This is a genomic window from Bradyrhizobium cosmicum (assembly GCF_007290395.2).
GTDB lineage: Bacteria > Pseudomonadota > Alphaproteobacteria > Rhizobiales > Xanthobacteraceae > Bradyrhizobium > Bradyrhizobium cosmicum.
On record NZ_CP041656.2, the window covers coordinates 861,158 to 886,144 of the forward strand.

Consider the following 24,987-nt stretch of genomic DNA (forward strand, 5'->3'; position numbering starts at 1 on the left):
GCGGGGCTTCAGGACGTCCGCAGCGCTCGCTGCAATTCGGCAAGCGCCTCGACCAGTTGCTCACGGTGCGCGATGTCGTCCTTGGGGAGGGCGGCGACGCTGCCCGCGAGTTCGCGCAGGATGCCGGCGAGCAGGCCGAAATTGAGGTGCAGATGCACCGATTTGCGTTCGTCTGTCGCGCCCGGGTGCTGCAGCACCAGCGCAACGCCGCTGCCGTCGAGACGCGCCTCGAACCGGGATGAATGCTCGAACGTGCCGACATAGAACTTGTCGGGATATTCGAGCGCGATCTCTGCCTTGTCGGGAACCGGCTTGGACATGTCAGCCTCATCAATATCAAGTCATTCTGGCCGGGAACGAGCCGGGCCGCCTTGCGATAGGTCAGAGGCGGACGCTGCGAATTTGATCCGGATCAAAGCCTGGCCGCCGCTGCTGCGATCTGATGACGAAACGCGTCAAGCTTCGCGTTCCCCGGTCAAGTGCGAGTGCATCGGCGATGGATGTCCTTTCCAGCCTCCCCGAAACGGATTCAGATTCAGACGACCTCGCCATCCCTCCCGCGGACGAGGCCGCGGCGCGCTGCGCGCAACTGCTTCGCGATGCCGGCCTCCGGCCGACGCGTCATCGTCTGGCGCTCGCCCGGATGCTGCTGCTCGGCGCTCACCGTCACGTCACCGCGGAGGGCCTCTATGACGAGGCGACGGCCGCCAATCTGCGACTGTCGCTCGCGACCGTCTACAACACGCTGAACCAGTTCACCGATGCCGGTCTGCTGCGCCGGATCGCCGCTGACGGGATCAAGTCGTTCTTCGACACCAATACATCGGTGCATCCGCACTTCTATCTGGAGGGTGAGGATATCCTGGTCGACGTCGCCGGCGGGCTTGCCTTCACCGTGCCGGCCCCGCTTCCCGGACACGAGATCACACGGCTCGACGTCATCGTCCATCTGCGGCGGAAGCGCCTGATGTAGCCGGGGCCTGACGGCCGTCTACCGCAATCCCGCGCGCCGGAACCCCTCCAGATAGTGGTCGCGATCGGCTTCATTGGCCCACGGCAGTTGCGTCGCGATCCAGTGCAGCGAGATGTTGGGCTGGGTGCGACGGAGTTCGCCCAGCGCCGTCTCCGCGAGCAGGCTGTCGCCGGTCATGCCGGCGGACACCGCAAGCACGCGATAGGCGCCGGTGAGGTCGCCGCGGTGGCGGATCGCCTCACGCGCCAGTGCGATCGCTTCGAGGTAGCGCCGCTCCGTGAAGCGCGCATAGCCGGCGATGCCGTGATAGATCGCCAGCGACGGATCGCGCGGCGAGAGCCGGATCGCCCGTTGTGCCGCCTCGAACGATTCGGCGGATCGTCCGGCATAGGACAGCGCCAGCGCGTAATAGCCCTGCGCGAGCGAGAAGTTGGGGTTGAGCGCGAGCGCCTGCTCGAACTCGGAGAGCGCGTCCGCAAGCCTTCGCGTCGAAAAGCAGACGCTGCCGAGCGCGGCATGCGCCCAGGCATCCTCGTGGTCGCAGCGGACCGCGGCGAGCGCTGCGGCCTCCGCCACCGGCGCGACCGCGGCAAGCTCGGCCCAGCCGAGATGCACGCCGAACATGTGATTCGCCGCCAGCACCGCCAGCGCCTGGCCGTAGTCCGGATCGATCGCGATGGCGCGCTCGAGCAGTGCTTGCGCGGCTCCATGATCCTGCCGCGTCACGCGCCAATAGTGCGACAGCGCGCGCATCAGCAGGTCCCACGCGTCGAGGCTCGCGGGCGGCTTGCGATGGCTGCGGAAATTCTCCGCCGCATGGATCTGCGGCTCGATTGCCGCGGCGATCGCGTTGGTGATCTCGTCCTGCACGGCGAAGACGTCGACGAGCTCGCGGTCGTAGCGTTCGGCCCAGAGATGGCCGCCGGTGGTGGCGTCGTTGAGCTGCGCGGTGATGCGCACGCGGTTGTCGGCCTTGCGCACGCTGCCCTCGACGATGTAGCGGACCCCGAGCTCCTCGGCGATCTGCCTGATATGGACCGCGCGCCCCTTGTAGGTGAAGGACGAGTTGCGGGCGATCACCATGAACCAGCGCTGCTTCGACAGTGCGGTGAGGATGTCTTCGCTGATCCCGTCGCCGAAATATTCCTGCGCGGGATCGCCGCTCATGTTCTCGAAGGCGAGCACTGCGATTCCCGGGCGGTCCGCCGCGATGCGCGCCGGGGCAGGCGCGGGTTCGGCTGGCGCAAGCATGCCTGCCGATTCTTCCCGGACGTCGCCGACGAAACGAAAGCCCTTGCGCGGGATGGTCTTGATCAGCCGCTGAGTCGCGCCGTCGTCGCCGAGCGCCTTGCGCGCGGCGTTGATCCGGCTGTTCAGCGCTGAATCCGAGACGATGCGGTCGCTCCAGATCTCGCTGATCAGGTCATCCTTGCTGACCACTCGGGCGCGCTGCGCGACGAGATAGAGCAGGAGATCGAACACTTGCGGCTGCAACGGCACAGCTGCGCCGCCGCAGGTGAGCTCCCGCAGGTCGCCGTCGAGCACGTTGTTTTCAAAGACAAATCGCACGTTTCTGTCGTCTCAAGCAAAAATCAAAGTCGTCTCAGGCGAAAATCAACCGTCCGCGAAAGCCTGGGGCACTCCGGTCCGGCATGGTGCGAAGACCAAACAGTGCCGATGCCCCGGCACAACGGAGCGTTCTATGACCCAAATTGATCACCATGCTGATTCCATCGGCCCGGAGGTTGCGGGCTCTCGTATTTTCAAGTTCATCGCCTTTCTGTACGGAATTGCGGCATATCTCGTGTTTTTCGTCACCATTCTCTACGCCATCGGCTTCGTCATGGGGCTGGTGGTGCCGAAGACCATCGACACCGGAACCGACACGCCGGCGGCTGAAGCCGTCATCGTCAATCTGCTGCTGATGACGCTGTTCGCCGTTCAGCACAGCGTGATGGCGCGCCAGCGCTTCAAGGCGTGGTGGACGCAGTTCGTGCCCAAGCCGGTCGAGCGGAGCACCTATGTGCTGTTTGCGAGCCTGTCATTGTTGCTCCTGTTCTGGCAGTGGCGCCCGATGCCCACGGTCATATGGGATGTGGAGAATCCCGATCTCGCCGTGACGCTGGTCACGCTCTCCTTTGCAGGCTGGGTGCTGGTGTTCACCTCGTCCTACATGATCAACCATTTCGAGTTGTTCGGCCTGCATCAGGTGACCAACCATCTCGTCGGCAAGGAGGCGGCGCCGACGCGCTTCAAGACGCCGATGCTCTACAATTTCGTGCGTCACCCGATCTATCTCGGCTTCATCATCGCGTTCTGGGCAGCGCCGGTCATGACAGTGGGCCATCTGCTGTTCGCGGCCGTGACCACGATCTACATCTTCGTCGGCATCGCGCTGGAGGAGCACGACCTCGTCGAACTCTTCGGCGACGAATACCGGCAGTACAAACAACGGGTGTCGATGCTTATTCCCTGGCGCAGGTCGGTATAGTTCGCGCGTCTTTCCGTCGCGTCCGCCGAAAGGAGGACGCGCGGCGACGCTGAGGCGCGTAACTGATCTTGCCGGATTCCTCCTCCATCGTTTCTCGGGGTGATTCCCCCTCACCCCGAAGCCTCTCCCCGCATCCGTCTTCGCCGCGATTTCGGCGAACAGGAGCGGGGAGAGGGATTTCCACCTTCATCAACGGAGACGACCAAATGAAACACGTCGGAAACTGCTTCTGCGGCGCGGTCACGATCGAGGTTACGGGCGAGCCGGCGGCGATGGGCTATTGCCATTGCCGGTCCTGCCGTTCGTGGTCGGGCGGACCGGTGAACGCCTTCAGCCTGTGGAAGCCCGAAGCCGTGCGCATCACCGAGGGTGCCCAGCACGTCGAGACCTTCGCCAAGACGCCGCTCAGCCAGCGCAAATACTGCAAGAAGTGCGGCGGTCATCTCATGACCAACCATCCGCCGCTCGACCTGATCGACGTCTTCTCCGCCACCATCCCCACGCTCGCCTTCACGCCCGGCGTCCACGTCAACTATTCCGAGACGGTGCTGCCGATGCGCGACGGCCTGCCGAAGCTGAAGGATTTTCCCGCCGAGTTCGGCGGCAGCGGCGAGATGATGCAGGAGTAGGGGCTTTCTTCCTTCTCCCCTGGAGGGGGAGGGTCGATCGCGCGAAGCGCGAGCGGGGTGGGGTGATTTCTCAACACGGGCGGTATTCGATGCGGAGAGACCGTCACCCCACCCCGTCTCTCATCTTCGCTACGCTCAGATGCGCGCCGACCCTCCCCCTCCAGGGGAGGGTGGACCGCCTACTTCATCCCTGCGCGCTGAAACCCTTCGAGATAATGCGCTCGATCCTCGGCGCGCAGCATCGGCAGTTCGCGCGTCAGCCAGGCCAGCGAGAGGCCTGGCTGGGTGCGTTGCAGGCCCTGCAGCGCGGACGCCGCCAGTTCGGGATCGCCCAACATGCCGGCCGCGGCCGTCAGCACGCGATGGGCGCCGACGAAATCGGCGCGTTGCCGCATCGACTCCCGCGCCAGCTGAATCGACGCCTCGTAATTGCGGCCGATGAACTGCGCATAGGCCGCAACACCGCAATAGATCGCCGCGAGCGGATCGCGCGGGCTGAGCCGCAGCGCGCGGCGCGCGGCCACATCGCCGTCCTGCCATCGTCCCGCGTAGCACAGCGTCACGCCATAGAAGGCGTGCGCCATCGCAAAGTTCGGATTGAGCGTCAGCGTCAGCTCGAACTCTGCCAGCGCGTCGTCGAAGCGGCGGCGGAATAGATAGGTATAGGCGAGGCCGTGATGGGCCCAGGCGTCCTCGCGATCGGCCTCCACCGCCGCAAGCGCGGCCCGTTCGGCAACCGGTACGGTGGCGGCCATGTCGGCCCAGCCCATATGCGCGCCGAAGATATGGCTGGTCGCGAGCAGGCCCAGCGCCTTGCCGTAGGCCGGATCGATCGCGGTCGCCTGTTCGAGCAATGCCTGCGCGGCGGCATTGTCCTCGCGCGTGATGCGCCAGTAATGCGACAGCGCGCGCATCACCAGGTCCCAGGCATCCAGGCTGCCCGGGGGCTTCTGCTGGGCGCGAAAGCTCTCGGCGGCGTAGAGCTGCGGCTCGATCGCGGCGATGATCGCTTCGGTGATCTCGTCCTGCACGGCAAAGATGTCGGCGAGCTCGCGATCGTAGCGCTCGGCCCAGAGATGGCTGCCGGTCGAGACGTCGTTGAGTTGGGCCGAGATGCGCACGCGATCGCCGCTCCGTCGCACACTGCCTTCGAGCACATAGCGCACGCCGAGCTCGCGCGCGACCTCGTGGATGTGCACCGCGCGCCCCTTGTAGACGAAGGAGGAGTTGCGCGCGACGACGAAGAACCAGCGCAGCTTCGACAGCGCGGTGATGATGTCCTCGCTGATGCCGTCGGAGAAATAGTCTTGCTCGCGGTCGCCGCTCATATTGGTGAAGGGCAGTACGGCGATCGCAGGCCGGTCCGGCAGCGCGAGCGCCTGCGGCGCCTGGGCGAGGCGGCCGAGCTCCGGTGGCACCGCGCCAAGCTGCGTCTGGACGTCGCCGACGAAGCGAAAGCCCTTGCGTGCGATAGTACGGATCAGCGCCTGGTTCGCGCCGTTATCGCCGATCGCCTTGCGCGCCGCGTTGATCCGGCTGGTGAGGGTGGATTCCGAGACGCTGCGTCCGTGCCAGATCTTGTCGATCAGCTCGTCCTTGCTGACCACCCGGTCGCGGTTTTCCATGAGGTGGACGACCAGGTCGAAAACCTGCGGCTCTACGGCCACGGGAACCTGCTCGCGGCTCAGCTCGCGCCGATCGGTATCGAGAAGGTGGTCCCGGAACATGAACTGCACGTCGAAAACTCAGTCCTCACAACGACATCAGGCAATGATGAAATCAAAATGGTCTTTGACTTGAAGTCTGTGAGTCCGCCGAGCGGTCGATCGGGTTCACCACGATCGCGTGATGGCAGCCATGCCGTTTTCGGGGAGGAATACAACCTCGGCGAGAATGCGACGTTGTGAGGCGGATTATTTGCCCCGCCACTCCGGGCTCGCGCCAAATGGCGCGCTCCGGAATGACGGGAGCAGCGGGCTTTGTCCATTGCCGAACACCGTCGCTTGCGTAAGCTGCGTTCACACAAAACGCCAACCACAAAGAAACGCCCATGCCCGCTTTTCCCGCCTCGACCACCGTGATCGACTCCATGCTGTTCCGCGACGCATTCGGCACGCCCGAGATGCGCGCGGTGTTTTCCGACGTCGCGCTGGTCGGGCGCTATGCCGAGGTCGAGGTCGCGCTGGCGAAGGCGGAAGCAAGGTGCGGTGTGATCCCGCAGGACGCCGCCGACCAGATCGCGGCGCGGACGGACGTCGCCGCGCTCGATTTCGACCTGTTGCGGCAGGAGACCGACATCGTCGGCTATCCGATCCTTCCTTTGGTGCATCAGATGGTGAAGCAATGCGGCGAAGCGGGCCGCTACGTGCATTGGGGCGCGACCACGCAGGACATCATGGATACCGCTGTGGTCCTGCAATTGCGCGCGGGGCTCGAGCTCGTCGAGCGCGACATCAGCGAGCTGCGAAAAATCCTGGCGGGCCTCTCGAAGCGCTATCGCGACACGCCGATGGCAGGCCGCACTCATCTCCAGCAGGCGCTGCCGGTGACCTTCGGTTACAAGACCGCGATCTGGCTCGCGATGTTCGACCGCCACGCCGAGCGTCTGGCGCAATTGAAGCCGCGCGTCCTGGTGGGCCAGTTCGCCGGCGCCGCCGGTACGCTCGCCTCGCTCGGCAACAAGGGGTTCGAGGTACAGGAGGCGCTCTGCGCCGAGCTGAAGCTCGGCGTTCCCGCCTCGACCTGGCACGTCGCCCGCGACGGCTTCGCCGAGGCGGTGAATTTTCTCGCGCTCGTCACCGGTTCGCTCGGCAAGATCGCGCTCGACATCATGATCATGGCCTCCACCGAGTTCGCCGAACTCTACGAGCCCTTCGTCAAGGGCCGGGGTGCGTCCTCAACCATGCCGCAGAAGCGCAACCCGATCTCCTCGGAGTTGATGCTCGCAGCAAGCAAGGCGGTGCGCCAGCACGCCGGCCTGATGCTGGATGCCATGGTGCAGGATTTCGAGCGCGCGACGGGGCCCTGGCACGCCGAATGGATGGCGATCCCCGAAAGCTTCGTGCTCTCCGCAGGCGCGCTGCACCAGGCGAAGTTCGCGCTCGCCGGCCTCATCGTGGACGAAGCGAAGATGAACGACAATCTCGGCATCAGCCGCGGCCTGATCGTGGCCGAGGCGGTCATGATGGGGCTCGCGCCCCAGATCGGGCGGCAGGAGGCGCATGACGTCGTCTATGACGCCTGCCGGCTCGCCAACGAGAAAGGTCTGACGCTGGCGGACGCGCTCTCGTCCGATTCCCGCGTTTCGACCCGCATCGACCGCGCCACGATCGATGCGCTGACTTCACCGAAAAATTACCTCGGCCTTGCGCCCGCCATGGTCGATCGGGTGCTGAAATCGGCAACGCGTTGAAAACCAAAATGGGTGAAATTGCGTATCTTTCACGTTTCGCAAGGTGCTCGCGCACTTGTGTCTCGGGATGCTAGACTTAGATTGAACGGACAATTTCGGCAGAGGATTCCGCATGACTGACCACCGCAATTCCGCCACTCCCATTGACCCCGTGAAACTCGACCGGCTGGCCGAGGTGGCGGTGAAGGTGGGCTTGGGCTTGCGGCCGGGACAGGATCTGCTTTTGACGGCGCCTGCGATCGCGCTGCCGCTGGTGCGACGGATCGCCGTTCACGCCTACAAGGCCGGCGCCGGCATCGTGACGCCCATCCTGTCGGATGAAGAGATGACGCTGGCGCGCTATCGCCACGGCCACGACGACAGCTTTGATCGGGCCGCCAACTGGCTCTACGAGGGCATGGCGAAAGCGTTCTCGAATAATACCGCGCGGCTTGCGATCGTCGGCGACAATCCGATGCTGCTGTCGGGTGAAGATGCTTCCAAGGTCGCGCGCGCCAGCAAGGCAAATTCCATCGCCTATCAACCGGCGTTGGAAAAGATTGTCAATTTCGACACCAACTGGAACATCATCGCCTATCCGAGCTCAGCGTGGGCCAAGCTGGTGTTTCCCAACGATCAGGAAGAGATCGCGATCGGCAAGCTCGCGGACGCGATCTTCGCCGCGTCCCGCGTTGATCGCGAGGACGCCACGGCCAATTGGGCAAGTCACAATGCGGTGCTGCGCGAGCGCACCAACTGGCTCAACGGCCAGCGTTTCCGCGCGCTGCAGTACTCGGGCCCGGGGACCGACCTCACTATCGGGCTCGCCGACGGCCATGAATGGGAAGGCGGAGCCTCGCTGTCCAAGAACGGTATCAGCTGCAACGCCAACATCCCGACCGAAGAGGTCTTCACCACGCCGCATTGCCGGCGCGTCTACGGACATGTCGTGAGTTCGAAGCCGCTGTCCTACCAGGGCACGCTGATCGACAACATCGCGGTGCGCTTCGAGGACGGCAGGATCGTCGAAGCCAAGGCCTCGCGCGGCGCGGAGGTGCTGAACAAGGTGCTCGATACCGACGAGGGCGCGCGGCGGCTCGGCGAAGTGGCGCTGGTGCCGCATTCCTCGCCGATCTCGCAGAGCGGGCTGTTGTTCTACAACACGCTGTTCGACGAGAACGCGGCCTCGCACATTGCGCTCGGTCAGTGCTATTCGAAGTGCTTCGTCAACGGCGCCCAGCTGACCCCGCAACAGATCGCGGCCCAAGGCGGCAACCAGAGCCTGATCCATATCGACTGGATGATCGGCTCGTCCGAGACCGACATCGACGGCATTCTGGCCGACGGCAGCAAGGTGCCGGTGTTCCGCAAGGGCGAGTGGGCGAAGTAACGCTGCTGCTCGTCATGCCCGGGCTTGACCCGGGCATCCATGGTCTTTGTGCCGCCAGGCGTGGATGGCCGGGACAAGCCCGGCCATGACGATCCGGGACAGTTCAGGCTCGAGCACCCCTCTCACGCCGCTGCGTTGCGCAGCATCGGATTGCTGTCGACGCTGAAGCGGTTGAACAGCGTCGTGAACGGGCAACCGTCGGTCGCCCGCACGATGGCGTCGGACGCGGCGACCGCCTCGTAAAGCGCACGGACGGGATCGTCCGCCTCCGGCAGGTCGAGACCCCTGCGGATTTCCTCGCGGGCCTCGTTGACCTCGTCCTCGTCGTCGAGTGTGGCCTCCAGCGCACTCGCGGCGCGACGCATTTCCTCGAGATCACCGCCGGCGGAGAATTTGAGGATATCCAGCCAGTACGGGCGGGCTGCGACCAGCTGAACGAATGCCTCGAACGTATTGGCGATAATTCCTGCGCGGCCTTCCGATGAGACGTAGAGCACATTCTGCGACGGCAGCAGCACGAACGCGCCTCCGGCGCCGTCACCGCCGATCTGCCGGGGGCTCTCGACACCGTCGATGGTGAACCAGGGCTCGTCGTCCGGCGCGAACGAGACGTCGAGGCTGCCGAGCCAAGCAATGACCTCGCTGTTGGTTGTCAGAACCTCTGGAGTGAGGGGCATCGGCATGGCTCCTTCGACGGTCAATTTCGCGCACTTTGTCGCACCCCGGAAAAGATGGGTTCATGTGCGCGAATTTGCAGGCAAATCCCGACGTTAACCGTTTCGCATCTGCAACTTGCGGCTGATTGTCGGGGCCTGCGTAAGAAAGAATTAAAAACCGGCTACTAGCGTTCCAACATCTTTCGAACAACCGGGCCGAGACCCGGTCAGTCATATTATATTTCCTGGGGAAGTAGATGTCGCGCGCATTGATTGAAATCGGTAGCTGCAATGTGGACCTGGAACTGCGGCCGATCGAGCCGTCCTGGATCATCGAGGGCAACCCGGTATCGCGCTCGCACATCCTGTCCACCAGCGATGACGGCACCGCCTCGACCATCATCTGGCAGTGCACCGAGGGTCGCTTCAACTGGTATTACGACATCGACGAGACGATCATGATCATGGAAGGATCGATCGTGCTCGAGAGCGACGGCATGCCGCCGAAGCGCTACGGACCCGGCGACGTCATTTTCTTCCGCGACGGCGCGCATGCCAAATGGCATGTCGAAGGCCACGTCAAGAAGATCGCTTTCTGCCGCAAGACCAATCCCGTCGTGATCGGCTTCATGATCCGCGTCGTCAACAGGCTCAAGCGGATGTTTGTCTCCACCGGCGAGCGCCGCCCGGCCTCGCTGCTTGGCGCGGGCTAGTCAGTTTTCAGGTTTCAAGGACGCTTCCCAGCGGCTACGACGGAGAGGGGGCGGGATCAACATCCCGGCCCCTCTTCTCGTCATGACGGCCAGCCTTGTTACGACATCAAGTCCTGTCACGATGGCAAGTCGAGCCGGTAGACATCGATCGCGGTCTTCGAGAACAGCGCGGCCTTCTCGGCTTCGCTCAAGGGCGCGGCGATACGCTTGAAGGCGTTGAAGATCACCTGGTAGCTGCACTGGCCCTTGTCCGGCGGAAAATTGCTTTCGAACATCGCGCGTCCCGGCCCGAAGGCCTCGATGCAGGTCTCGATATAGGGCCGCCACGCGGCGGCAAGCTCTTCCGATGACGGCGGCGTCTTGCGCAAATGAAAGTCGTAGCCGAGCAGGCACATCGCGAGCCCGCCGAGCTTGACCACGACGTTCTCGCATTTCGCGATCTCCTGGATCGACGCGCGCCACTGCGGAAACACCTCGTCGCGCCGCCCTGCAAAGCGGCCGATTCCGGCCGGGCCGCCGCAATGGTCGAGCACGATTTTGGTGTCAGGGAAGTCGCGCGCGAGCTCGGTCAGCTCGCCGATCTGTGGATGGAACAGCCAGGCATCGAAGCTGAGATTCAGCGGCGCAAGGCAGGCAAAGCCCTTGCGGAAGGTCGGATCCTGCAACAGTCCCCTTGGCCGGTTCGCATACATGCCGGCGACGGCAGGGTCTTCGTCCCAGGCCGAGGAATGCCTGATGCCGCGGAAGCGGCCATTGCCCGCCGCGATCTCCGCCTCCAGCACCGGCCTGGCGGCGTCGCCCAGCAGCAGATTGGCGTGGCTGACGATGCCGTCGCAGATCGCGGCCGAGCCGTAACCGCCGCTCGCGCTCATCGCGGCAACGCCGTTGGCGAACTCGACCTCGCCGACGGGCCGGAATGCCTCGGGGCCGTGCGCGCGGTACATCGAGCGGCAGTCGACATAGACGGTAGCGATGATGTTGTGGCCGGAGGCGATGTCGGCCGCCATCTCCTCGATCAGGTAGCGGTGCCCGCGATTCCAGAGATGGTGATGGGGATCGACGATCCGCCGTGCGGGATCGATGATCTCCTCCTGATGTTGCGCGAGCCAATCCTCGCGCGGCTCGACGAATAGCCCGCTGGTGTTGGCAGGCAGACCGCTTGCAACCATCGGCGTTTGCTCCCTCATGTTTTTTGTGCCGGGAGCCTAGCACCTCATTCACGCGCGCAGCAGCGCGCATTGCGCAACCGCATCCATCATCGCGAGCACAGCGGCGCTGCTACCAGCATGGACTCGGTTTGGCTCGATTGCCACCACACGGAAGGTGCGCTCCCTCTCCCGCTTGCGGGGGAGGGCTGGGGTGGGGGTGCCTCTCGCAGAGAGATTCCCAGCGTGGAGAGAGCCCCCACCCGCGCCTTCGGCGCGACCTCCCCCGCAAGCGGGAGAGGTTGCGAGCCCGGAGCCGGCAGGATCGATCTTAGATATTCCGTCGCTTCGCTCTCACGCCGACCACGAGCCGCCATTCCATTGCGGCGGCAGGCTTGACCTCGCCGAGCCAGTGGAAGGAATCCTCGGTGATTTCCGTAAAGCTCCAGCGCGTGAGGTCGCCGGCCTCGGTGGTGCCCTCCTGCACGATGTCCTCGCCGTGCGGGCGGCCGATCTGCTGGCGGAACACACTGCGGCCCGGATCGAACCAGGAAATCCGCCACGCGGAAGTGGTGGGATCGTAGACCCGGAGCGTCGTGCCGTACCAATTGCCCGCGATTGGAAAGGCGGGACTGCCCGCGGGCCGAGGAATGATCCAGACGTCCTGCACGGCGCGGCCCTCCAGCACCCAGCCGAAATGGATTTCGCCGGGCGCGGTGTGCTTCGTTCCGTCCGCTCCATGGGCCGTGATTTCAGCGTCCCAGTCGCCGACGAAGCGGCCATAGAGCTGCAGCGCCGCTGCGTGTTCGGGGTTCGGTCCGTCCGCGTGCAGCAATCTCGCAAAGTCGGTCATGTCGATCTCCTGTTGCAAGGAGATGAGCACACGCAGGCCGCAAGCGACTTGGAGAAAATTGCGCGTCAGACGCCGTCGAGGACGATCATCGTCGGCGTGGTCGGCAGCGCATCGCGCGACATCCGGAAGGAACGCTCGCTGCGGCGATCGATCTCGAACTGCTGGCCGATGCCGCGCAGGAAATCGTCGAGCGGGGTCGCGAAGCGGTGCATCGGCAGCACCACGGACGCACGCAGCCGTTTGGTGATCTCGGCGACGCCTCCCAGCGACATGGTGTAGGTGCCGTCGATCGGCACCATCACGATGTCGAGCCGCCCGATCTGGGCGAAGTGGCTGTCGTCGAGCTTGTGGTGGAGATGGCCGAGATGACCGATGCAGAGGCCCGCAACTTCGAAGATGAAGATCGAATTGCCGTCGCGGATCATGTCGGCGCCGGCATCGTCGCCGAAATAGCGGCGGATATCGGTGGTGACGTTACGGACGAAGGTGTCGCCGATGCGTTCCGACACGATGGCCGGCTTGCCGTCCTCGCTCCAGCCATGCAGCACATGCGGAATGCGCTTGTCGGGAAACAGCGTGTAGTGGGTGCTGTGCGCGCGGTTCATCGTGGCGACATCGGGCAGCCGGCCGAACTGATAGGCGCCGCTATAGTCGGTGGCGATGCGCAGGCCGCCGGGCGTGTCGATGTAATAGGTGGAATGGCCGGCATAGGTGATCTGGACCTCGGCCGCGGCTGCCGCCTGACGGAACGCCACCGGCATGACGCGAGGCGCTGCGTTGGCCATCGCCAGGCATTCGCTGCGCTGGGGCTGCTGGGCGAGAGCAGACGAGAGGTGCGCGCCGAACAGCACCAGAGCCGCCCAAACTATTCGCCACATGAAACCGTCCCCAATGACGCCCTGGGGAAAGTCTAGCGTGCAATGCAGCGCGTGGCCAATAGGGCGTGATCAGCAGCGCGTCAGTGTCGCAGCCCTTTAATCGTGCTTTGGACTGAACTTCCAGGTGATGGCGACGAGACCGGCGGTAATCAGGCCGCTGATGAGGCCGGCCAGCGGCAACGCGAGCAGCAGGGCGGCACTGGCGGCCCAGCCGATCGAGGAGAAGGCCTCGGCAAAGGTCGCGAGCCGCGACGAGGTCTGGCGGCGGCGGAATTGGCTGCGCCGGGCCTGCACCCGGAACCAAAGCTGGATCGCGGTCGCGGAGGCCGCGCTGATGATGACGGCAGCGGCGCTGACGGCGGCCTGGAATGGCGAGGCGAATGCCAGGGCGGCAATCAGCGGGCAGAAGATCACGGCGATCGCGATCAGCACCACTTCGATCTTGGCGCGGATGACGCTGGACGGTGTCAGCGGCGCGGTTGCGACCAGGTCGGGCGCGTCTTCGCCTGAGATCGTCAGCCAGGCGAGGCCACCGGCGAGTTGTCCCGCCGCCATGACGATAACGGGCGTGATCAAGGTCACCGCCGCGGAGCTGTCGGCGAAGCTGCGCCACAGCAGCAGCGCCGGCGGCACCAGATAAAGTAGCTGCATCAGGGTTTGCGAGACCAGCCAGGGATCGCGCCACAGCAGCGAAAATTCCTTGCGCCGCAGCGCTTGTTGCCGCGATCCGCTCCGGAACGGGCGTTGCTTGGCCCGCTTGCTGCCGGACCTGCCGTAGGCGGCCGCATCGATCGCGGTGTCGGCGAAGCGGCCCGAGAACATCGCCATGACGCTTCCGAGCAGCACGAGCCCGAGCGCCAGAAGCAGCAACAGCGCCTCGGTGTCGCCCAAGGCCGCCCGCGCCGGCCACCACCAGATGCTGTCGACATCAGGAGCGTGTTCGGCAAAGGTGCCTGATGTCAGGATGGTGATGCGCGACAGCGTGCCATAGGACATAATCGCGGCGACCTGCAGCGCAATCACGAAGCCGGCGCCGATGATCGCGGCGAGGATCTGGGCCACGAAGCGCGTCCGCGCCGGGCCGATCAGGCGGAACATCAGGATGGTGACGGCGATCGCGACCGCCGCGGCCGACAGGCCCATGGCGACGACGACGCCGAACGCCGCAAGCCAGCGCGCGCCGCCGCCGAACACGAGCGCGTCGATGAAAGGTGTCGAGAACAGCAGCGCCAGCACCGTGACGGTGAGTGCGATCGCGGCGATGCGCACCGAGAACAGATTGGTGAGCCGCGCCGGCGAGGACATGATGAGGTCGAGATCGGCGCGGGCGTAAAACACCCGCGTCACCGATTCGATCGCCTGCGACAGCATCAGCGTCCAAGCCAAGAATATCGTCGCCGTGATCACGATCAGCGAGGATTTGTCGAGCGGCAGCTGCAGGTCGGCGAAGCGGCCGATCACGGCCCAGGCCGGCAGATGCAGCAGGGCTGCGAAGCACACCAGGCCGATCACGGCAGCACGCGTCCGCTTGCGCCGGCCGCCGGTCATCATCGCGAACCATTCGCGCCAGGCGAGACGCAACTCGTGGCGCGCAAACCAGGAGAGCGCGGTCGCCGAGCTCATGCGGCTTCCTGGAGCGTCACCAGCGCGATGAAGAGATCTTCCAGGCTGGTGTCGGCATGGCCGTTCTGCTGGCGCAATTCGGTGAGTGTTCCTTCGGCGACCAGACGGCCCGAGGCGATCACGCCGATGCGGTCGGCCATGCGTTCGGCAACTTCGAGAATATGCGTCGTCATGATGATGGTGCAGCCCGCCTGGACGCGCTCGCTCAGCAGGCCCTTCACGTGACGGGCAGAGACCGCATCGAGTCCGGTCAGCGGCTCGTCGAGAATGATCAGGCGAGGGCCGTGCACCAGCGCGCCGGCGAGAGCGACCTTCTGGCGCATGCCCTTGGAGAAGCCCTCGCAGCGTTCGTGCCGGTGCGGATGGAGCCCGAGCGAGCCGAGCAGCTCCTGCGCGACCGGTTCCGAGATCGATGGCGCGATGCCCCAGAGGCCGGCGACGAATTCCAGATATTCGAGCGGCGTGAGCTTGTCGTAGATCATCGGCTCGTCGGAGACCCACGCCATCACCTGCTTGGCGGCGACCGGATTTGCGAGCGCATCGATGCCGAAGATCGAGACCGCGCCGGCATCGGGCCTGAGCAGGCCTGCAACCATGCGTAAAGTGGTGGTCTTGCCGGCCCCGTTGGGGCCGACCAGCGCGTAGAATTCTCCGGCGTGAATGGTGAGATCGAGGCTATCGACCGCCAAACGGTCAAAACGCTTCGTTAACCCTCGGACTTCGAGCGCCGAGTTGTCCGGCTTCATGTCGGCCACACCTTGCGGTTTTGCATCGCTCGCGACCATGCCCTGAAGATGTTTCGGCACCGTGAATCGTGCCGCTGCAAATTCCACCATCCTCCTTGGACTAAAGGCAAGTCGCCCTAACAAGTCACCGTTTGTTGACAGCGCGTGGCGGTTCAGGCTGAATTGCGCCGGGACAAATGGAGCTAACGCGGCGAAACGACTGCGTAGCGACTGGACACAAGATGCGGCAAGGCGGTCACGAAGAACCGCTGGTTGCATCGGGAGGATGCGCGGCAATGCTGGATTTCGTTCAGCAGCTGGTCAGCGGAGTTGCGCTCGGCTGCGTTTACGGCCTGATCGCGCTCGGCTTCGTGCTCGTCTACAAGGCCACCGAGGTCGTCAATTTCGCCCAGGGCGATCTGATGATGCTGGGCGGCTTCTTCGCCTTCACCTTCATCGGCATGATGGGCCTGAACTACTGGATCGGCTTTGCCGGTGCTGTGGCGGCGATGGCGCTGTTCGGCATGCTGGCGGAGCGCGTGGTGGTGCGGCCGATCCTCGGCTATCCGCAGTTCTCCATCATCATGGCGACCATCGGGCTCGGCTACTTCCTGCGCTCGATCGCCGGCATGATCTGGGGCACCGACGATCTCAAGATCGAGACGCCGTTCAGCCAGGGCGTGCTGCGCATCGGCTCGCTGGTGCTGGCCTACGACAAGCTCTCGGTGATCGCGGCGACGATGATCCTGTGCACATTGCTCTGGCTGTTCTTCAACAAGACCACGCTCGGAACCGCGATGCGCGCCAGTTCCGAGAACATGCTGGCGGCCTATTACATGGGGATTCCGGTCAAGCGGGTGGTGTCGATCGTCTGGGCAATCAGCGCGGCGGTGGCGACCTGCGCCGGCGTGCTGCTGGCGCCGATTACCTTCATCCACTCGAATGTGGGCCTCGTGCTCGGCCTGAAGGCGTTTCCGGCGGCGGTGCTCGGCGGCTTCGGCTCGATCCCCGGTGCGGTCGTCGGCGGGGTCTTGATCGGCGTGATCGAGAGCATGGCCGGCTTTTATCTCGCCGAGGGCTGGAAGGATGTCGCGCCCTATATCGTGCTGCTCGCCGTGCTCTTGCTCAAGCCCGAGGGCCTGTTCGGCCTTCACGTCCGCAAGAAGGTCTGAACCGCCATGCGCTTCCTGTTCAAGACCGACTATGAGGACGACATCAGGCTGTTTCCGCATTCGGGCTACATCGTCTCCTACGGCGTCCTGCTGGCCGTGTTGCTGATCGCGCCCTACGTGCTCTCCAGCTATCTGATGAGCCAGCTCGTCTTCGTCTGCATCTACGCCACCGTCGGCGTGGCGCTGATGATCCTGACCGGCTTTACGGGGCAGGCCTCGCTCGGCCATGCCGCGTTTCTCGCGATCGGCGCCTATACGGCGGCGTACTTGCAGAAATACAACGTGCCCTTTCCGGTCTACTTCCTCGCCGCAGGCGCCCTGACCGGCCTGATCGGTGCGATGGTCGGTTTCCCCGCGCTCCGGCTCCAGGGCATCTATCTCGTCATCGCCACCATCTCCTTCGCCTTGATCGTGGAGGAAATCCTGGCGCGCTGGGAGAGCGTCACCAACGGCAACGAGGGCATGCGGGTCAAGACGCTCTCGCTGCTCGGCGTCGCGGTGCCGCGCGACAGCCCGACCTTCTATTTCCTCTGCCTCGCCGTGCTGGTGCTGACCATCGTCGGCACGCTCAATCTGCTGCGATCGCCGACCGGCCGCGCCTTCGTCGCGATCCGCGACAGCGAGACGGCCGCGCGCAGCATGGGCGTCAATGTCGCGCTCTACAAGGTGAAGTCGTTCGCGATCTCGGCGGCGATCACCGGCTTTGCCGGCGTGTTGTTCGCGCACAAGCTCTCCTTCATCTCGCCGGAGATGTTCACGCTGCAGCTCTCGATCGAGTTCATCATCGTGATCTTGATCGGTGGCTCCTTCAGCCTGCACGGGGCGGTGCTGGGCGCGATCTTCATCGTGATGATCGACCCGTTCCTGACCTATTTGAAGGACGACATGCCCGGCATCATCGCCGGCATCGCCGCGACGTTCGGGGCAGGGGCAGCGACTGCGGGCAATATCCAGTCCAAGGTCGCGGCCTTCGCCTCGCTCAACGGCCTCAAGGGCGCGATCTACGGCATCATCATCGTGCTGTTCGTGCTGTTCGAGCCGCTCGGGCTCTACGGCCGCTGGCTGAAGATCAAACTCTTCTTCCAGCTGTTCCCGCTGTACAAGCGCGCCACCTTCAAGCGGCAGAAGATCTACGTGAAGTCGGAGCGGAACAGATGAGCTATTTCCGCGCCGAGAACCTGTCGCTGCATTTCGGCGGTCTCAAGGCGGTCGACGCGGTGTCGTTCGCGGTCGAGCGGGGCGAGATCCTCTCGATCATCGGTCCCAACGGCGCCGGCAAGAGCTCGATCTTCAACTTGATCTCGCGGATCTACCGGCCGACCTCGGGTCGTATCTTCTTCGAGGACCAGGACATCACGGAGCAGCCGCCCTACGACATCGCAAGGCTCGGCATCGCCCGCACCTTCCAGAACATCGAGCTGTTCGAGAATGCCACCGTGCTGTCGAACCTCCTGGTCGGCCGCCACCGGCATTCGACCACGCAGCTCTGGCAGGAGGTGCTGTTCCTGCCGAGCGTGCGCGCCAACGAGAAGGTACACCGCCGCCGCGTCGAGCAGGTGATCGAGTTCCTCGATCTCGAACCCTACCGCGACAAGCTGATCTCGGGCCTTCCCTACGGCGTTCGCAAGGTGATCGAGCTCGCGCGCGCGCTGTGCTCGGAGCCTAAACTGATCCTGCTCGACGAGCCGTCCTCCGGCCTCAATGTCGAGGAGACCAACGACATGTCGTTCTGGATCCGCGACATGAAGAGCGAGCTCGGCGTCACCGTGCTGATGGTCGAGCATGACATGTCGCTGGTGAACCGCGTCTCCGATCGCGTCATTGCGCTGAACTACGGCCGGGTGCTGGCGATGGGCTCGCCCGCCGAGGTCCAGCAGCACCCCGACGTCGTCGCCGCGTATCTGGGAGCCTGAGGCATGGACGCCGCCGTGACGCCGGACATCATCCTGAAACTCTCCAACATCGAGAGCTATTACGGGCCGATCATGGCGATCCGCGGCATTTCGCTGGAGGTGCCGCGCGGCCGCATCGTCACGCTGCTCGGCGCCAACGGGGCCGGCAAGACCACGGTGCTGAAGACCATCTCCGGCATTCTCGATCCGCAGAAGGGCTCGATCGAGTTCATGGGCAAGCCGATCCAGCGCATGGAGGCGGACCGCATCGTGCGCCTCGGCCTCAGCCATGTGCCCGAGGGACGCGAGGTGTTTCCGTTCCTCTCGGTGCGGGAGAACCTGATGATGGGGGCCTACCCGCGCAAGGACCGTGACGGCGTCGCGGAGGATCTGGAGCGCGTCTACGGCTATTTCCCGCGGCTGCGGGAGCGCATCAACCAACCGGCCGGCCAGCTCTCCGGCGGTGAGCAGCAGATGCTCGCGATCGGCCGCGCGCTGATGAACCGGCCGACGCTGCTGCTGCTCGACGAACCCTCGCTCGGCCTGTCGCCGCTGCTGGTGAAGGAGATCTTCACGATCATCCGCCGCGTCAACGAGGAGCAGGGCATGTCGATCCTGCTGGTCGAGCAGAATGCCAAGGTGGCGCTGGAGACGGCGCATTACGGCTATGTGCTCGAGATCGGACGCGTCGTGATGAACGACGCCTGCGACCGCTTGATGCATTCCCAGGACATCCAGGAATTCTACCTTGGCGCCAGGGAAGAGGGCGCGCGCGGCGAGCGGCGCTGGAAAAAGAAGAAGACGTGGCGCTAGCGGAATACGTGGTGTTGAAGAGGAAGTGGCGTTAAATGAACCAACCCATCCGCTAACATAGACCGCCGGCAAGGCAGGCAGCGGAGGGGAAAGCGACAAGGAGGGAATGCGCATGGCCCGACGGGCGGTGCTGACGGTCGCTGATACGATCGCGAAGAGCTTTCTGCGCGCCGCGGAGACGCGGGGCGACAGGCCGGCCATTCGCGAAAAGAAATTCGGAATCTGGCAGCCGACGAGCTGGCGCGAATGGCTGGAGACCTCGAAGGAGATCGCCTACGCACTTCATGCGACAGGCTTCAAGCCCGGCGAGGTCGCCTCCATCGTTGCCAACGCCGTGCCGGAATGGGTTCATGCCGATATGGGCATCTTGTGTGCCGGCGGCGTCTCCTCCGGAATCTATCCGACCGATGCATCGTCCCAGGTCGAATATCTCGTCAACGATTCCCGGACGACGATAATCTTCGCCGAGGACGAGGAGCAGCTCGACAAGATCCTCGCCTGCCGCGCGCGTTGTCCTTCCTTGCACAAGATCATCGTGTTCGACATGGAGGGTCTCAGCGGCTTCTCCGACGACATGGTGATGTCGCTCGACGAGTTTCGCGCGCTCGGCCGCAATCACATGGTCGGCCGCGAAGCACTGTGGCAGGAGATGATCGACAGCCGCGGCGCAGAAGACCTTGCCATTCTCGTCTACACTTCGGGCACGACAGGCCCGCCCAAGGGCGCGATGCACGCCAACCGCAGCGTCACGCACCAGATGCGCCATGCCAACGACTTCATCCCGGCGCAGGAGGACGAAGACCGGCTGATCTTCCTGCCACTCTGCCACGTCGCCGAACGCATCGGCGGTTATTACATCTCGGTCGCGCTCGGCTCGGTGATGAACTTCGCCGAGAGCCCGGAGACCGTGCCGGACAATCTGCGCGAGGTGCAGCCGACCATCTTCCTCGCAGTGCCGCGCATCTGGGAAAAATTCTACTCCGCCATCACCATCGCGCTGCGGGACGCAACGCCGCTCCAGCAATGGGTCTACCGCCGCGCCATCGCGATCGGCTACCGCATGGTCGATTGCCGGATCGAGGGCAGGGCACCGCCGCTGTCGCTGCGCATCGCTAATGGCATCGCCTACCGGATCGCCTTCCGCAACATCCGCCGCATGATCGGGCTCGACCGCTGCCGCATCGCCTTCACCGGCGCGGCGCCGATCGCACCGGAGCTGATCCGCTGGTATCTCGCGCTTGGCATCGATGTCCACGAAGTCTACGGCCAGACCGAGAATTGCGGCGTCGCGACCATGATGCCTGCGGAGCGGATCAAGCTCGGCTCGGTCGGCACCGCTGTGCCGTGGGGCGAGGTCGCGCTGTCGCCCGATGGGGAGATCCTGATCAAGGGCGACTTCCTGTTCATGGGCTATCTGAACCAGCCGGAGAAGACCGCCGAAACCATCGACCATCGCGGCTGGCTGCACACCGGCGACGTCGGCACCATCGACAACGAGGGCTTCGTCCGCATCACCGACCGGATGAAGGACATCATCATCACCTCCGGTGGCAAGAATATCACCCCGTCCGAGATCGAGAACCAGTTGAAGTTCTCGCCCTACATTTCGGACGCCGTGGTGATCGGCGACCAGCGGCCCTATCTGACCTGCCTCGTGATGATCGACCAGGAGAACGTCGAGAAGTACGCCCAGGACCACGACATCCCCTTCACCAATTACGCCAGCCTGTGCCGGGCAACCGAGATCCAGCACCTGATCTGGCGCGAGATCGAAGGCGTCAACGGCAATTTCGCCCGCGTCGAGACCATCAAGCGGTTCTACCTGATCGAGCGGCAGCTCACTCCGGAGGACGAGGAACTGACGCCGACCATGAAGCTGAAGCGCGGTTTCGTGAACAAGCGCTACGCCGCCGAGATCGACGCGATGTATCGCGAGCGCGCGGTGGCGTGACTCATCTCGTTTGAAAAGAGCGAAGGAGCGATGGCCCCCGCCCTTCGCACGATACGGGCCCCAAGGAGAGGAGACGTCAATGTCGAGATCGTTCAACGCGTTCGGCCTTGCTATCGGCGCCGTGGCGCTCAGCTGTCTGCCGGCCACAGCGCAAACCAAGGTCACCAATGAGGGCATCTCGGCCACCGAGATCGTCATCGGCACCCATCAGGACCTGTCGGGTCCGATCAAGGGCTGGGGCGTGCCGGTGTCGAACGGCATGAAGATGGCGGTCGAGGAGATCAACGCCGCCGGCGGCGTCCAGGGGCGCAAGATCAGGCTGGTGGTCGAGGACAGCGGCTATGATCCGAAAAAGGCCGTGCTGGCGTCGCAGAAGCTGATCGAGCGCGACAAGATCTTCGCGATGGTGGGACCGATGGGCTCCCCGACCGTGCTCGCCGCGCAGGATATCCTGCTCGATGCCGGCGTGCTTCAGCTCTTCCCGCTGACCGCGGCCGAATTCACCTTCAAGTTCGATCCCGCCAAGCCGCAGGAGCGGCTGAAGTTCAACAATCTGCTGCCTTACGTCGAGAGCACGCGGGCCGCGCTGAAATACATGATGGAGTGGAAGAACTTCAAGAAGCCGTGCATCATGCATCAGGACGACGAGTACGGCAAAAACGTGCTCGACGGCTTCAACCAGCAGCTCGGCGCCATGAAGGTGCAGCCGGCCTCGGTCACGAGCTACAAGCGCGGTGCCTCAGATTTCAGCGCACAGGTCGCCAAGATGAAGTCCGACGGCTGCGATCTCGTGGTGCTCGGCGCCGTGCTTCGCGAACCCATCGGCGCGATGACGGAAGCCAGGAAGCTCGGCTGGGACGTCACCTTCCTCGGCGCGACGCCGACCAACGTGATGGAGGTGCCGATGCTCGGCAAGGAAGCCGTCGAGGGCCTCTACGCGGCGTCCGGATTCGAGATTCCCTATGAGGACACCGCCAAGGGCAAGGTGAAGGACTGGCTGGTCAACTACAAGAAGATGTTCGGTACCGACGCCAACACGCAGGCCATCATCGGCTACAACGCGGTGATGACGTTTGCGTTCTACGCGGACAAGGCGGGCAAGGATCTGACGGGGCAGAAGATGCTCGATTCACTCGAGTCGGGCGACAAATTCCTCGACATCTTCAACTCGCCGCCGACCAAGTTCTCCAATACCGACCACCTCGCCAACACCATCACCCAGGTGCAGCAGGTCAAAGGCGGCCGCTGGGTGCTGGTGAAGGACAATCTGATGTTTTGATGGCTTACCCTCCCCTGGAGGGGGAGGGTCGATCGTGCGAAGCGCGAGCGGGGTGGGGTGATCTCTCAACACGGGCAGTGCTCGATGTGGAGAGACTGTCACCCCACCCCGCTACGCATTCCGCTTCGCTACATGCATAGCGACCTTCCCCCTCCAGGGGAGGGTAAGAGTCTACGACCCCCCGCCCGCCGTGCCCGAATTCACCGGCGCCAGCTCGTCTTCCCGGCAGCGCCAGCCGTCGGCGGCTTTCACGAACGCAAAGGTCCGCTGGATCCTGAGGCGGCGCGTGACGTTGAAGGCGTCTCCCGAGCGCTCCCTGCCGCCGATGCCCGGCTGCGGAAGTCCGGTCCTCGGGTCCCAGCAGGTGCCGGTGCAGGTGGACGCAATCTTGCTGCACGTCGTGAAGGGCGCCAGCACGACCATCTCGATCTCGCCGGTCACCTGCGCCTCCTGGTCGGAGACCTGGCTGTCGAGCGCATAGACGCGGTTGATGCGGAGGAAATTGCCGCAGGAATTGGCGGCGTGAATCCGCGCGGCGCAGAAGTCGACGGCGTCGGTGTCGGGGATGCGGGCGGCGACCTGCCGGCCGAACACTTTCTTCGGATCGCCCTTGGCGGCGGCGATGTCGTTGGCCTTGCGCTTGAGATAGTCGGCAAGACACTCCTCCGCCGATTCGAGCTCGGCAAGCGGAACGTTCTCCTTGCCGACCAGATTGCACTTGCGATCGCGCTCCCGCGTCCACCTTCCGTACTCGGCGAAGGCAAAGCGAGCCGCGGTCGGGTCCAGCTTGCCGATCAGGCCGAGCACCTGGCCATTGAGCTCGGTTTCCGCAACCGCCAGCGACGGGTCCGCGCAGATCACCGCGCCCGCCGCGGTGTTGGCCGCCAGACAGTCGAAATCCGGATCGCGCAGGATCGCGGCGCGCTCCTCGGTGACCTTGAGCAGGCACGCCTTGACCCGCTCGACATCGTCGGCGCGGATCGCGGTCTGGCCGATGATGCCGCAGCCGAGATTGCGCTGGCGGATCCAGATCGCATTTTCCTCGATTCCAGGCAGGCGGTCGGGCAGGCGGGCCAGCCGTGCCTCGATCGCGGTGCTGAGCTTGTCGGCGGCGGCGGTCAGTTCGGCGTCGCCGCAGAACAGTTGATTGCCGGGGTCGCGGATCTGCTGGCAGTTGTTCCTGGCGAACAGCGGCAGCTTGTCGGCGATGGAGCGGTCGGATTGCGCGAAGCCTGGTGCCCCGGACAACGCCAGCAGCGCAAGCACAGTCAGCACGATGAACCGCATTCCAGTCGCCCCCGCATCGAAGGCGCCATGCTAGCGTTCCGGCCCCCGCGGTGGAATGGCCTTGTGGCGGGTGTGAGGGCTAGAAGAAACCTAACGTGCCTCGGCGGTCGCCATCGACATCCGCACGGGCTCGTCGACATATTTCATCACGGCCGACTGGTAGAGCACGAACAGCGGCTGATAGGTCTGTGCGGCCTCGTCCTCGACCATCGCCATGCGGCGGTTGTCGAGCATCAGCCAGTGGCCGTCGAGCTTTGCGGCGGCGACCGCGTGCTCTTCGCTGGCCCTGACGTCGCGGACCACGACGATGCGGAGGTCCTCGGCCGCGACGCCCGCGAGCCGCAGTGCGGCCAGCTTGGCGATGGCGTAGTCTTCGCAGTCGCCGGCGCCTCGCGCAAAGGTCGCAAGCGGCGAGCTCCAGATATCGTCGGTGCCGTCATTGGCGGCCCGGATGGCAAGGTTGACGGCGCGGTTGGTCTCGCCCAGCCGCGCGCGGCCGTCGCGGCTGCGGGCCTGGTCGACGATGGCGAGCAGCTTCAGCGCCGCGGGCGAAGCGCAATTGTCCCGGTCGCCGTCGCAGAGTGCCAGCTGCACCATGTCGTCGTCGAGCTTGTGCGTCAGCGCGAGCCATTTCTGCTGCAGGCCGCCTGCGGAGATGGCGAAGGCGAACACGCCGAACGGCTCGGCCGATTTGCGCACGAGCAGGCCTGCCCCCGGCGACAGCAGCGTGCCGGCGCGAAGCTCGGCGGCCGATCCGAACAGGATCACTCCGCACAGCACCAGGATTGCGCGCCAGGCGCGCGAGCGAGCAGCGGTCTCCATCTGACATCCCCTTCCGGCTTCGCCTGGTCCTTCTTTGACCTCGACGTGCCGGGCTTTGTTGCTTTCGCGGAGATAGTGCGAGGCGGGCCGTTTTGTTCTGCTTAACGCGCCCGGCAGGGGGCCCAAAACCGCGGGACAGGCTGAAACGGGCCTGCCCAAATTGCGTAAAATTTTACGATTCGTCGGCTAGGAGGTCCCGGCTGCCGTGAAATGGAGCCGATTGCAGGCGCAGGTTGTGGGGGGCCTGATTCTGCGCCTTATGGCTAACAGCCCGCTATTTCACGGGTTCTGTTAGTTGGGTCAC

General features: G+C 64.5%; 24 protein-coding genes. 13 read left to right on the plus strand and 11 right to left on the minus strand.

Annotated elements, in window-relative coordinates:
- Positions 1 to 8: 8 nt before the first annotated feature.
- On the minus strand, positions 9 to 320 hold the full coding sequence (locus tag FNV92_RS04020) for a hypothetical protein (RefSeq protein ID WP_014439463.1): 312 nt from the start codon (positions 318 to 320) through the stop codon (positions 9 to 11).
- Positions 321 to 496: 176 nt separating this feature from the next.
- Between FNV92_RS04020 and irrA the strand changes: the two genes are divergently transcribed.
- A complete protein-coding gene (irrA, locus tag FNV92_RS04025; protein ID WP_143842077.1) occupies positions 497 to 973 on the plus strand; it encodes an iron response transcriptional regulator IrrA in 477 nt (158 codons plus the stop codon).
- A gap of 18 nt (positions 974 to 991) precedes the next feature.
- On the opposite strand, the gene FNV92_RS04030 is transcribed toward irrA, so the two are convergent.
- Positions 992 to 2,542 carry a winged helix-turn-helix domain-containing tetratricopeptide repeat protein gene (locus FNV92_RS04030; protein ID WP_143842076.1) on the minus strand — a complete coding sequence of 517 codons (1,551 nt, stop codon included), beginning with the start codon at positions 2,540 to 2,542 and terminating at the stop codon, positions 992 to 994.
- 133 nt (positions 2,543 to 2,675) lie between these two features.
- Between FNV92_RS04030 and mddA the strand changes: the two genes are divergently transcribed.
- Together mddA and FNV92_RS04040 are read left to right on the plus strand one after the other, a co-directional pair.
- Entirely contained in the window at positions 2,676 to 3,464 is a 789-nt protein-coding gene (gene mddA / locus FNV92_RS04035) for a methanethiol S-methyltransferase (protein ID WP_168213362.1), read from the plus strand.
- 206 nt (positions 3,465 to 3,670) lie between these two features.
- On the plus strand, positions 3,671 to 4,093 hold the full coding sequence (locus FNV92_RS04040) for a GFA family protein (protein WP_014439467.1): 423 nt from the start codon (positions 3,671 to 3,673) through the stop codon (positions 4,091 to 4,093).
- Positions 4,094 to 4,272: 179 nt separating this feature from the next.
- Here FNV92_RS04040 and FNV92_RS04045 read toward each other — a convergent pair whose 3' ends face one another.
- A complete protein-coding gene (locus FNV92_RS04045; RefSeq protein ID WP_143842074.1) occupies positions 4,273 to 5,829 on the minus strand; it encodes a winged helix-turn-helix domain-containing protein in 1,557 nt (518 codons plus the stop codon).
- Here FNV92_RS04045 and FNV92_RS04050 point away from each other — a divergent pair.
- The 3 genes from FNV92_RS04050 (at position 5,722) to FNV92_RS04060 (ending at position 8,874) form a co-directional block, all read left to right on the plus strand.
- On the plus strand, positions 5,722 to 6,000 hold the full coding sequence (locus tag FNV92_RS04050; RefSeq protein WP_168213221.1) for a hypothetical protein: 279 nt from the start codon (positions 5,722 to 5,724) through the stop codon (positions 5,998 to 6,000). The two genes, FNV92_RS04045 and FNV92_RS04050, sit on opposite strands and share 108 nt — an antisense overlap.
- Positions 6,001 to 6,143: 143 nt before the next feature.
- Positions 6,144 to 7,505, plus strand: a complete 1,362-nt coding sequence (locus FNV92_RS04055; protein WP_143842072.1) for a class-II fumarase/aspartase family protein — start codon at positions 6,144 to 6,146, stop codon at positions 7,503 to 7,505.
- A gap of 112 nt (positions 7,506 to 7,617) precedes the next feature.
- Positions 7,618 to 8,874 carry an aminopeptidase gene (locus FNV92_RS04060; RefSeq protein WP_143842070.1) on the plus strand — a complete coding sequence of 419 codons (1,257 nt, stop codon included), beginning with the start codon at positions 7,618 to 7,620 and terminating at the stop codon, positions 8,872 to 8,874.
- A 122-nt stretch (positions 8,875 to 8,996) separates the two neighbouring features.
- On the opposite strand, the gene FNV92_RS04065 is transcribed toward FNV92_RS04060, so the two are convergent.
- The gene (locus FNV92_RS04065) at positions 8,997 to 9,551 is read right to left on the minus strand and encodes a hypothetical protein (protein ID WP_143842068.1); all 555 of its coding nucleotides are present in this window, start codon (positions 9,549 to 9,551) and stop codon (positions 8,997 to 8,999) included.
- 236 nt (positions 9,552 to 9,787) lie between these two features.
- Between FNV92_RS04065 and FNV92_RS04070 the strand changes: the two genes are divergently transcribed.
- Positions 9,788 to 10,243 carry a cupin domain-containing protein gene (locus tag FNV92_RS04070; RefSeq protein ID WP_014439473.1) on the plus strand — a complete coding sequence of 152 codons (456 nt, stop codon included), beginning with the start codon at positions 9,788 to 9,790 and terminating at the stop codon, positions 10,241 to 10,243.
- Positions 10,244 to 10,359: 116 nt separating this feature from the next.
- Here FNV92_RS04070 and FNV92_RS04075 read toward each other — a convergent pair whose 3' ends face one another.
- From FNV92_RS04075 to FNV92_RS04095, 5 genes are all read right to left on the minus strand, one after another.
- Entirely contained in the window at positions 10,360 to 11,412 is a 1,053-nt protein-coding gene (locus tag FNV92_RS04075; RefSeq protein WP_143842066.1) for an amidohydrolase family protein, read from the minus strand.
- Positions 11,413 to 11,719: 307 nt separating this feature from the next.
- A complete protein-coding gene (locus tag FNV92_RS04080; protein WP_168213361.1) occupies positions 11,720 to 12,241 on the minus strand; it encodes a hypothetical protein in 522 nt (173 codons plus the stop codon).
- 65 nt (positions 12,242 to 12,306) lie between these two features.
- Positions 12,307 to 13,119 carry an MBL fold metallo-hydrolase gene (locus FNV92_RS04085; RefSeq protein WP_143842061.1) on the minus strand — a complete coding sequence of 271 codons (813 nt, stop codon included), beginning with the start codon at positions 13,117 to 13,119 and terminating at the stop codon, positions 12,307 to 12,309.
- Positions 13,120 to 13,215: 96 nt separating this feature from the next.
- Positions 13,216 to 14,742 carry a permease gene (locus FNV92_RS04090; RefSeq protein ID WP_143842059.1) on the minus strand — a complete coding sequence of 509 codons (1,527 nt, stop codon included), beginning with the start codon at positions 14,740 to 14,742 and terminating at the stop codon, positions 13,216 to 13,218.
- Entirely contained in the window at positions 14,739 to 15,488 is a 750-nt protein-coding gene (locus FNV92_RS04095) for an ABC transporter ATP-binding protein (protein ID WP_168213768.1), read from the minus strand. Before FNV92_RS04095 ends, FNV92_RS04090 begins: the two co-directional genes overlap by 4 nt.
- Before the next feature lie 275 nt (positions 15,489 to 15,763).
- On the opposite strand from FNV92_RS04095, the gene FNV92_RS04100 reads away from it, so the two are divergent.
- The 6 genes from FNV92_RS04100 (at position 15,764) to FNV92_RS04125 (ending at position 22,574) form a co-directional block, all read left to right on the plus strand.
- On the plus strand, positions 15,764 to 16,639 hold the full coding sequence (locus tag FNV92_RS04100; protein WP_014439479.1) for a branched-chain amino acid ABC transporter permease: 876 nt from the start codon (positions 15,764 to 15,766) through the stop codon (positions 16,637 to 16,639).
- 6 nt (positions 16,640 to 16,645) lie between these two features.
- Complete coding sequence (locus FNV92_RS04105; RefSeq protein ID WP_143842055.1) at positions 16,646 to 17,797, plus strand: branched-chain amino acid ABC transporter permease; 1,152 nt, start codon at positions 16,646 to 16,648, stop codon at positions 17,795 to 17,797.
- Positions 17,794 to 18,552: an ABC transporter ATP-binding protein gene (locus FNV92_RS04110; RefSeq protein WP_143842053.1), complete on the plus strand. Its 759-nt coding sequence runs from the start codon at positions 17,794 to 17,796 to the stop codon at positions 18,550 to 18,552. Before FNV92_RS04105 ends, FNV92_RS04110 begins: the two co-directional genes overlap by 4 nt.
- A gap of 3 nt (positions 18,553 to 18,555) precedes the next feature.
- Complete coding sequence (locus FNV92_RS04115) at positions 18,556 to 19,344, plus strand: ABC transporter ATP-binding protein (RefSeq protein ID WP_143842051.1); 789 nt, start codon at positions 18,556 to 18,558, stop codon at positions 19,342 to 19,344.
- A gap of 112 nt (positions 19,345 to 19,456) precedes the next feature.
- Entirely contained in the window at positions 19,457 to 21,295 is a 1,839-nt protein-coding gene (locus FNV92_RS04120) for an AMP-dependent synthetase/ligase (RefSeq protein ID WP_143842049.1), read from the plus strand.
- Between the two features lie 79 nt (positions 21,296 to 21,374).
- Complete coding sequence (locus tag FNV92_RS04125; RefSeq protein ID WP_143842047.1) at positions 21,375 to 22,574, plus strand: ABC transporter substrate-binding protein; 1,200 nt, start codon at positions 21,375 to 21,377, stop codon at positions 22,572 to 22,574.
- Between the two features lie 171 nt (positions 22,575 to 22,745).
- Here the strand turns inward: FNV92_RS04125 and FNV92_RS04130 are convergent, their stop codons facing one another.
- Together FNV92_RS04130 and FNV92_RS04135 are read right to left on the minus strand one after the other, a co-directional pair.
- Positions 22,746 to 23,861, minus strand: a complete 1,116-nt coding sequence (locus tag FNV92_RS04130) for a DUF1311 domain-containing protein (RefSeq protein WP_143842045.1) — start codon at positions 23,859 to 23,861, stop codon at positions 22,746 to 22,748.
- Positions 23,862 to 23,951: 90 nt separating this feature from the next.
- The gene (locus FNV92_RS04135) at positions 23,952 to 24,683 is read right to left on the minus strand and encodes a transglutaminase-like cysteine peptidase (protein ID WP_143842044.1); all 732 of its coding nucleotides are present in this window, start codon (positions 24,681 to 24,683) and stop codon (positions 23,952 to 23,954) included.
- Positions 24,684 to 24,987: the final 304 nt, after the last annotated feature.

Excerpts from the sequence above, each read along its gene's own strand:
- FNV92_RS04070 (WP_014439473.1), top strand. The coding sequence starts at position 9,788 with ATGTCGCGCGCATTGATTGAAATCGGTAGCTGCAATGTGGACCTGGAA.
- FNV92_RS04065 (WP_143842068.1), bottom strand. The coding sequence starts at position 9,551 with ATGCCCCTCACTCCAGAGGTTCTGACAACCAACAGCGAGGTCATTGCT.
- FNV92_RS04130 (WP_143842045.1), bottom strand. The coding sequence starts at position 23,861 with ATGCGGTTCATCGTGCTGACTGTGCTTGCGCTGCTGGCGTTGTCCGGG.
- FNV92_RS04040 (WP_014439467.1), top strand. The coding sequence starts at position 3,671 with ATGAAACACGTCGGAAACTGCTTCTGCGGCGCGGTCACGATCGAGGTT.
- FNV92_RS04055 (WP_143842072.1), top strand. The coding sequence starts at position 6,144 with ATGCCCGCTTTTCCCGCCTCGACCACCGTGATCGACTCCATGCTGTTC.
- FNV92_RS04075 (WP_143842066.1), bottom strand. The coding sequence starts at position 11,412 with ATGGTTGCAAGCGGTCTGCCTGCCAACACCAGCGGGCTATTCGTCGAG.
- FNV92_RS04090 (WP_143842059.1), bottom strand. The coding sequence starts at position 14,742 with ATGAGCTCGGCGACCGCGCTCTCCTGGTTTGCGCGCCACGAGTTGCGT.
- mddA (WP_168213362.1), top strand. The coding sequence starts at position 2,676 with ATGACCCAAATTGATCACCATGCTGATTCCATCGGCCCGGAGGTTGCG.
- FNV92_RS04080 (WP_168213361.1), bottom strand. The coding sequence starts at position 12,241 with ATGACCGACTTTGCGAGATTGCTGCACGCGGACGGACCGAACCCCGAA.
- FNV92_RS04110 (WP_143842053.1), top strand. The coding sequence starts at position 17,794 with ATGAGCTATTTCCGCGCCGAGAACCTGTCGCTGCATTTCGGCGGTCTC.
- FNV92_RS04100 (WP_014439479.1), top strand. The coding sequence starts at position 15,764 with ATGCTGGATTTCGTTCAGCAGCTGGTCAGCGGAGTTGCGCTCGGCTGC.
- FNV92_RS04020 (WP_014439463.1), bottom strand. The coding sequence starts at position 320 with ATGTCCAAGCCGGTTCCCGACAAGGCAGAGATCGCGCTCGAATATCCC.
- irrA (WP_143842077.1), top strand. The coding sequence starts at position 497 with ATGGATGTCCTTTCCAGCCTCCCCGAAACGGATTCAGATTCAGACGAC.
- FNV92_RS04120 (WP_143842049.1), top strand. The coding sequence starts at position 19,457 with ATGGCCCGACGGGCGGTGCTGACGGTCGCTGATACGATCGCGAAGAGC.
- FNV92_RS04135 (WP_143842044.1), bottom strand. The coding sequence starts at position 24,683 with ATGGAGACCGCTGCTCGCTCGCGCGCCTGGCGCGCAATCCTGGTGCTG.
- FNV92_RS04085 (WP_143842061.1), bottom strand. The coding sequence starts at position 13,119 with ATGTGGCGAATAGTTTGGGCGGCTCTGGTGCTGTTCGGCGCGCACCTC.
- FNV92_RS04105 (WP_143842055.1), top strand. The coding sequence starts at position 16,646 with ATGCGCTTCCTGTTCAAGACCGACTATGAGGACGACATCAGGCTGTTT.
- FNV92_RS04115 (WP_143842051.1), top strand. The coding sequence starts at position 18,556 with ATGGACGCCGCCGTGACGCCGGACATCATCCTGAAACTCTCCAACATC.
- FNV92_RS04095 (WP_168213768.1), bottom strand. The coding sequence starts at position 15,488 with ATGAAGCCGGACAACTCGGCGCTCGAAGTCCGAGGGTTAACGAAGCGT.
- FNV92_RS04060 (WP_143842070.1), top strand. The coding sequence starts at position 7,618 with ATGACTGACCACCGCAATTCCGCCACTCCCATTGACCCCGTGAAACTC.
- FNV92_RS04125 (WP_143842047.1), top strand. The coding sequence starts at position 21,375 with ATGTCGAGATCGTTCAACGCGTTCGGCCTTGCTATCGGCGCCGTGGCG.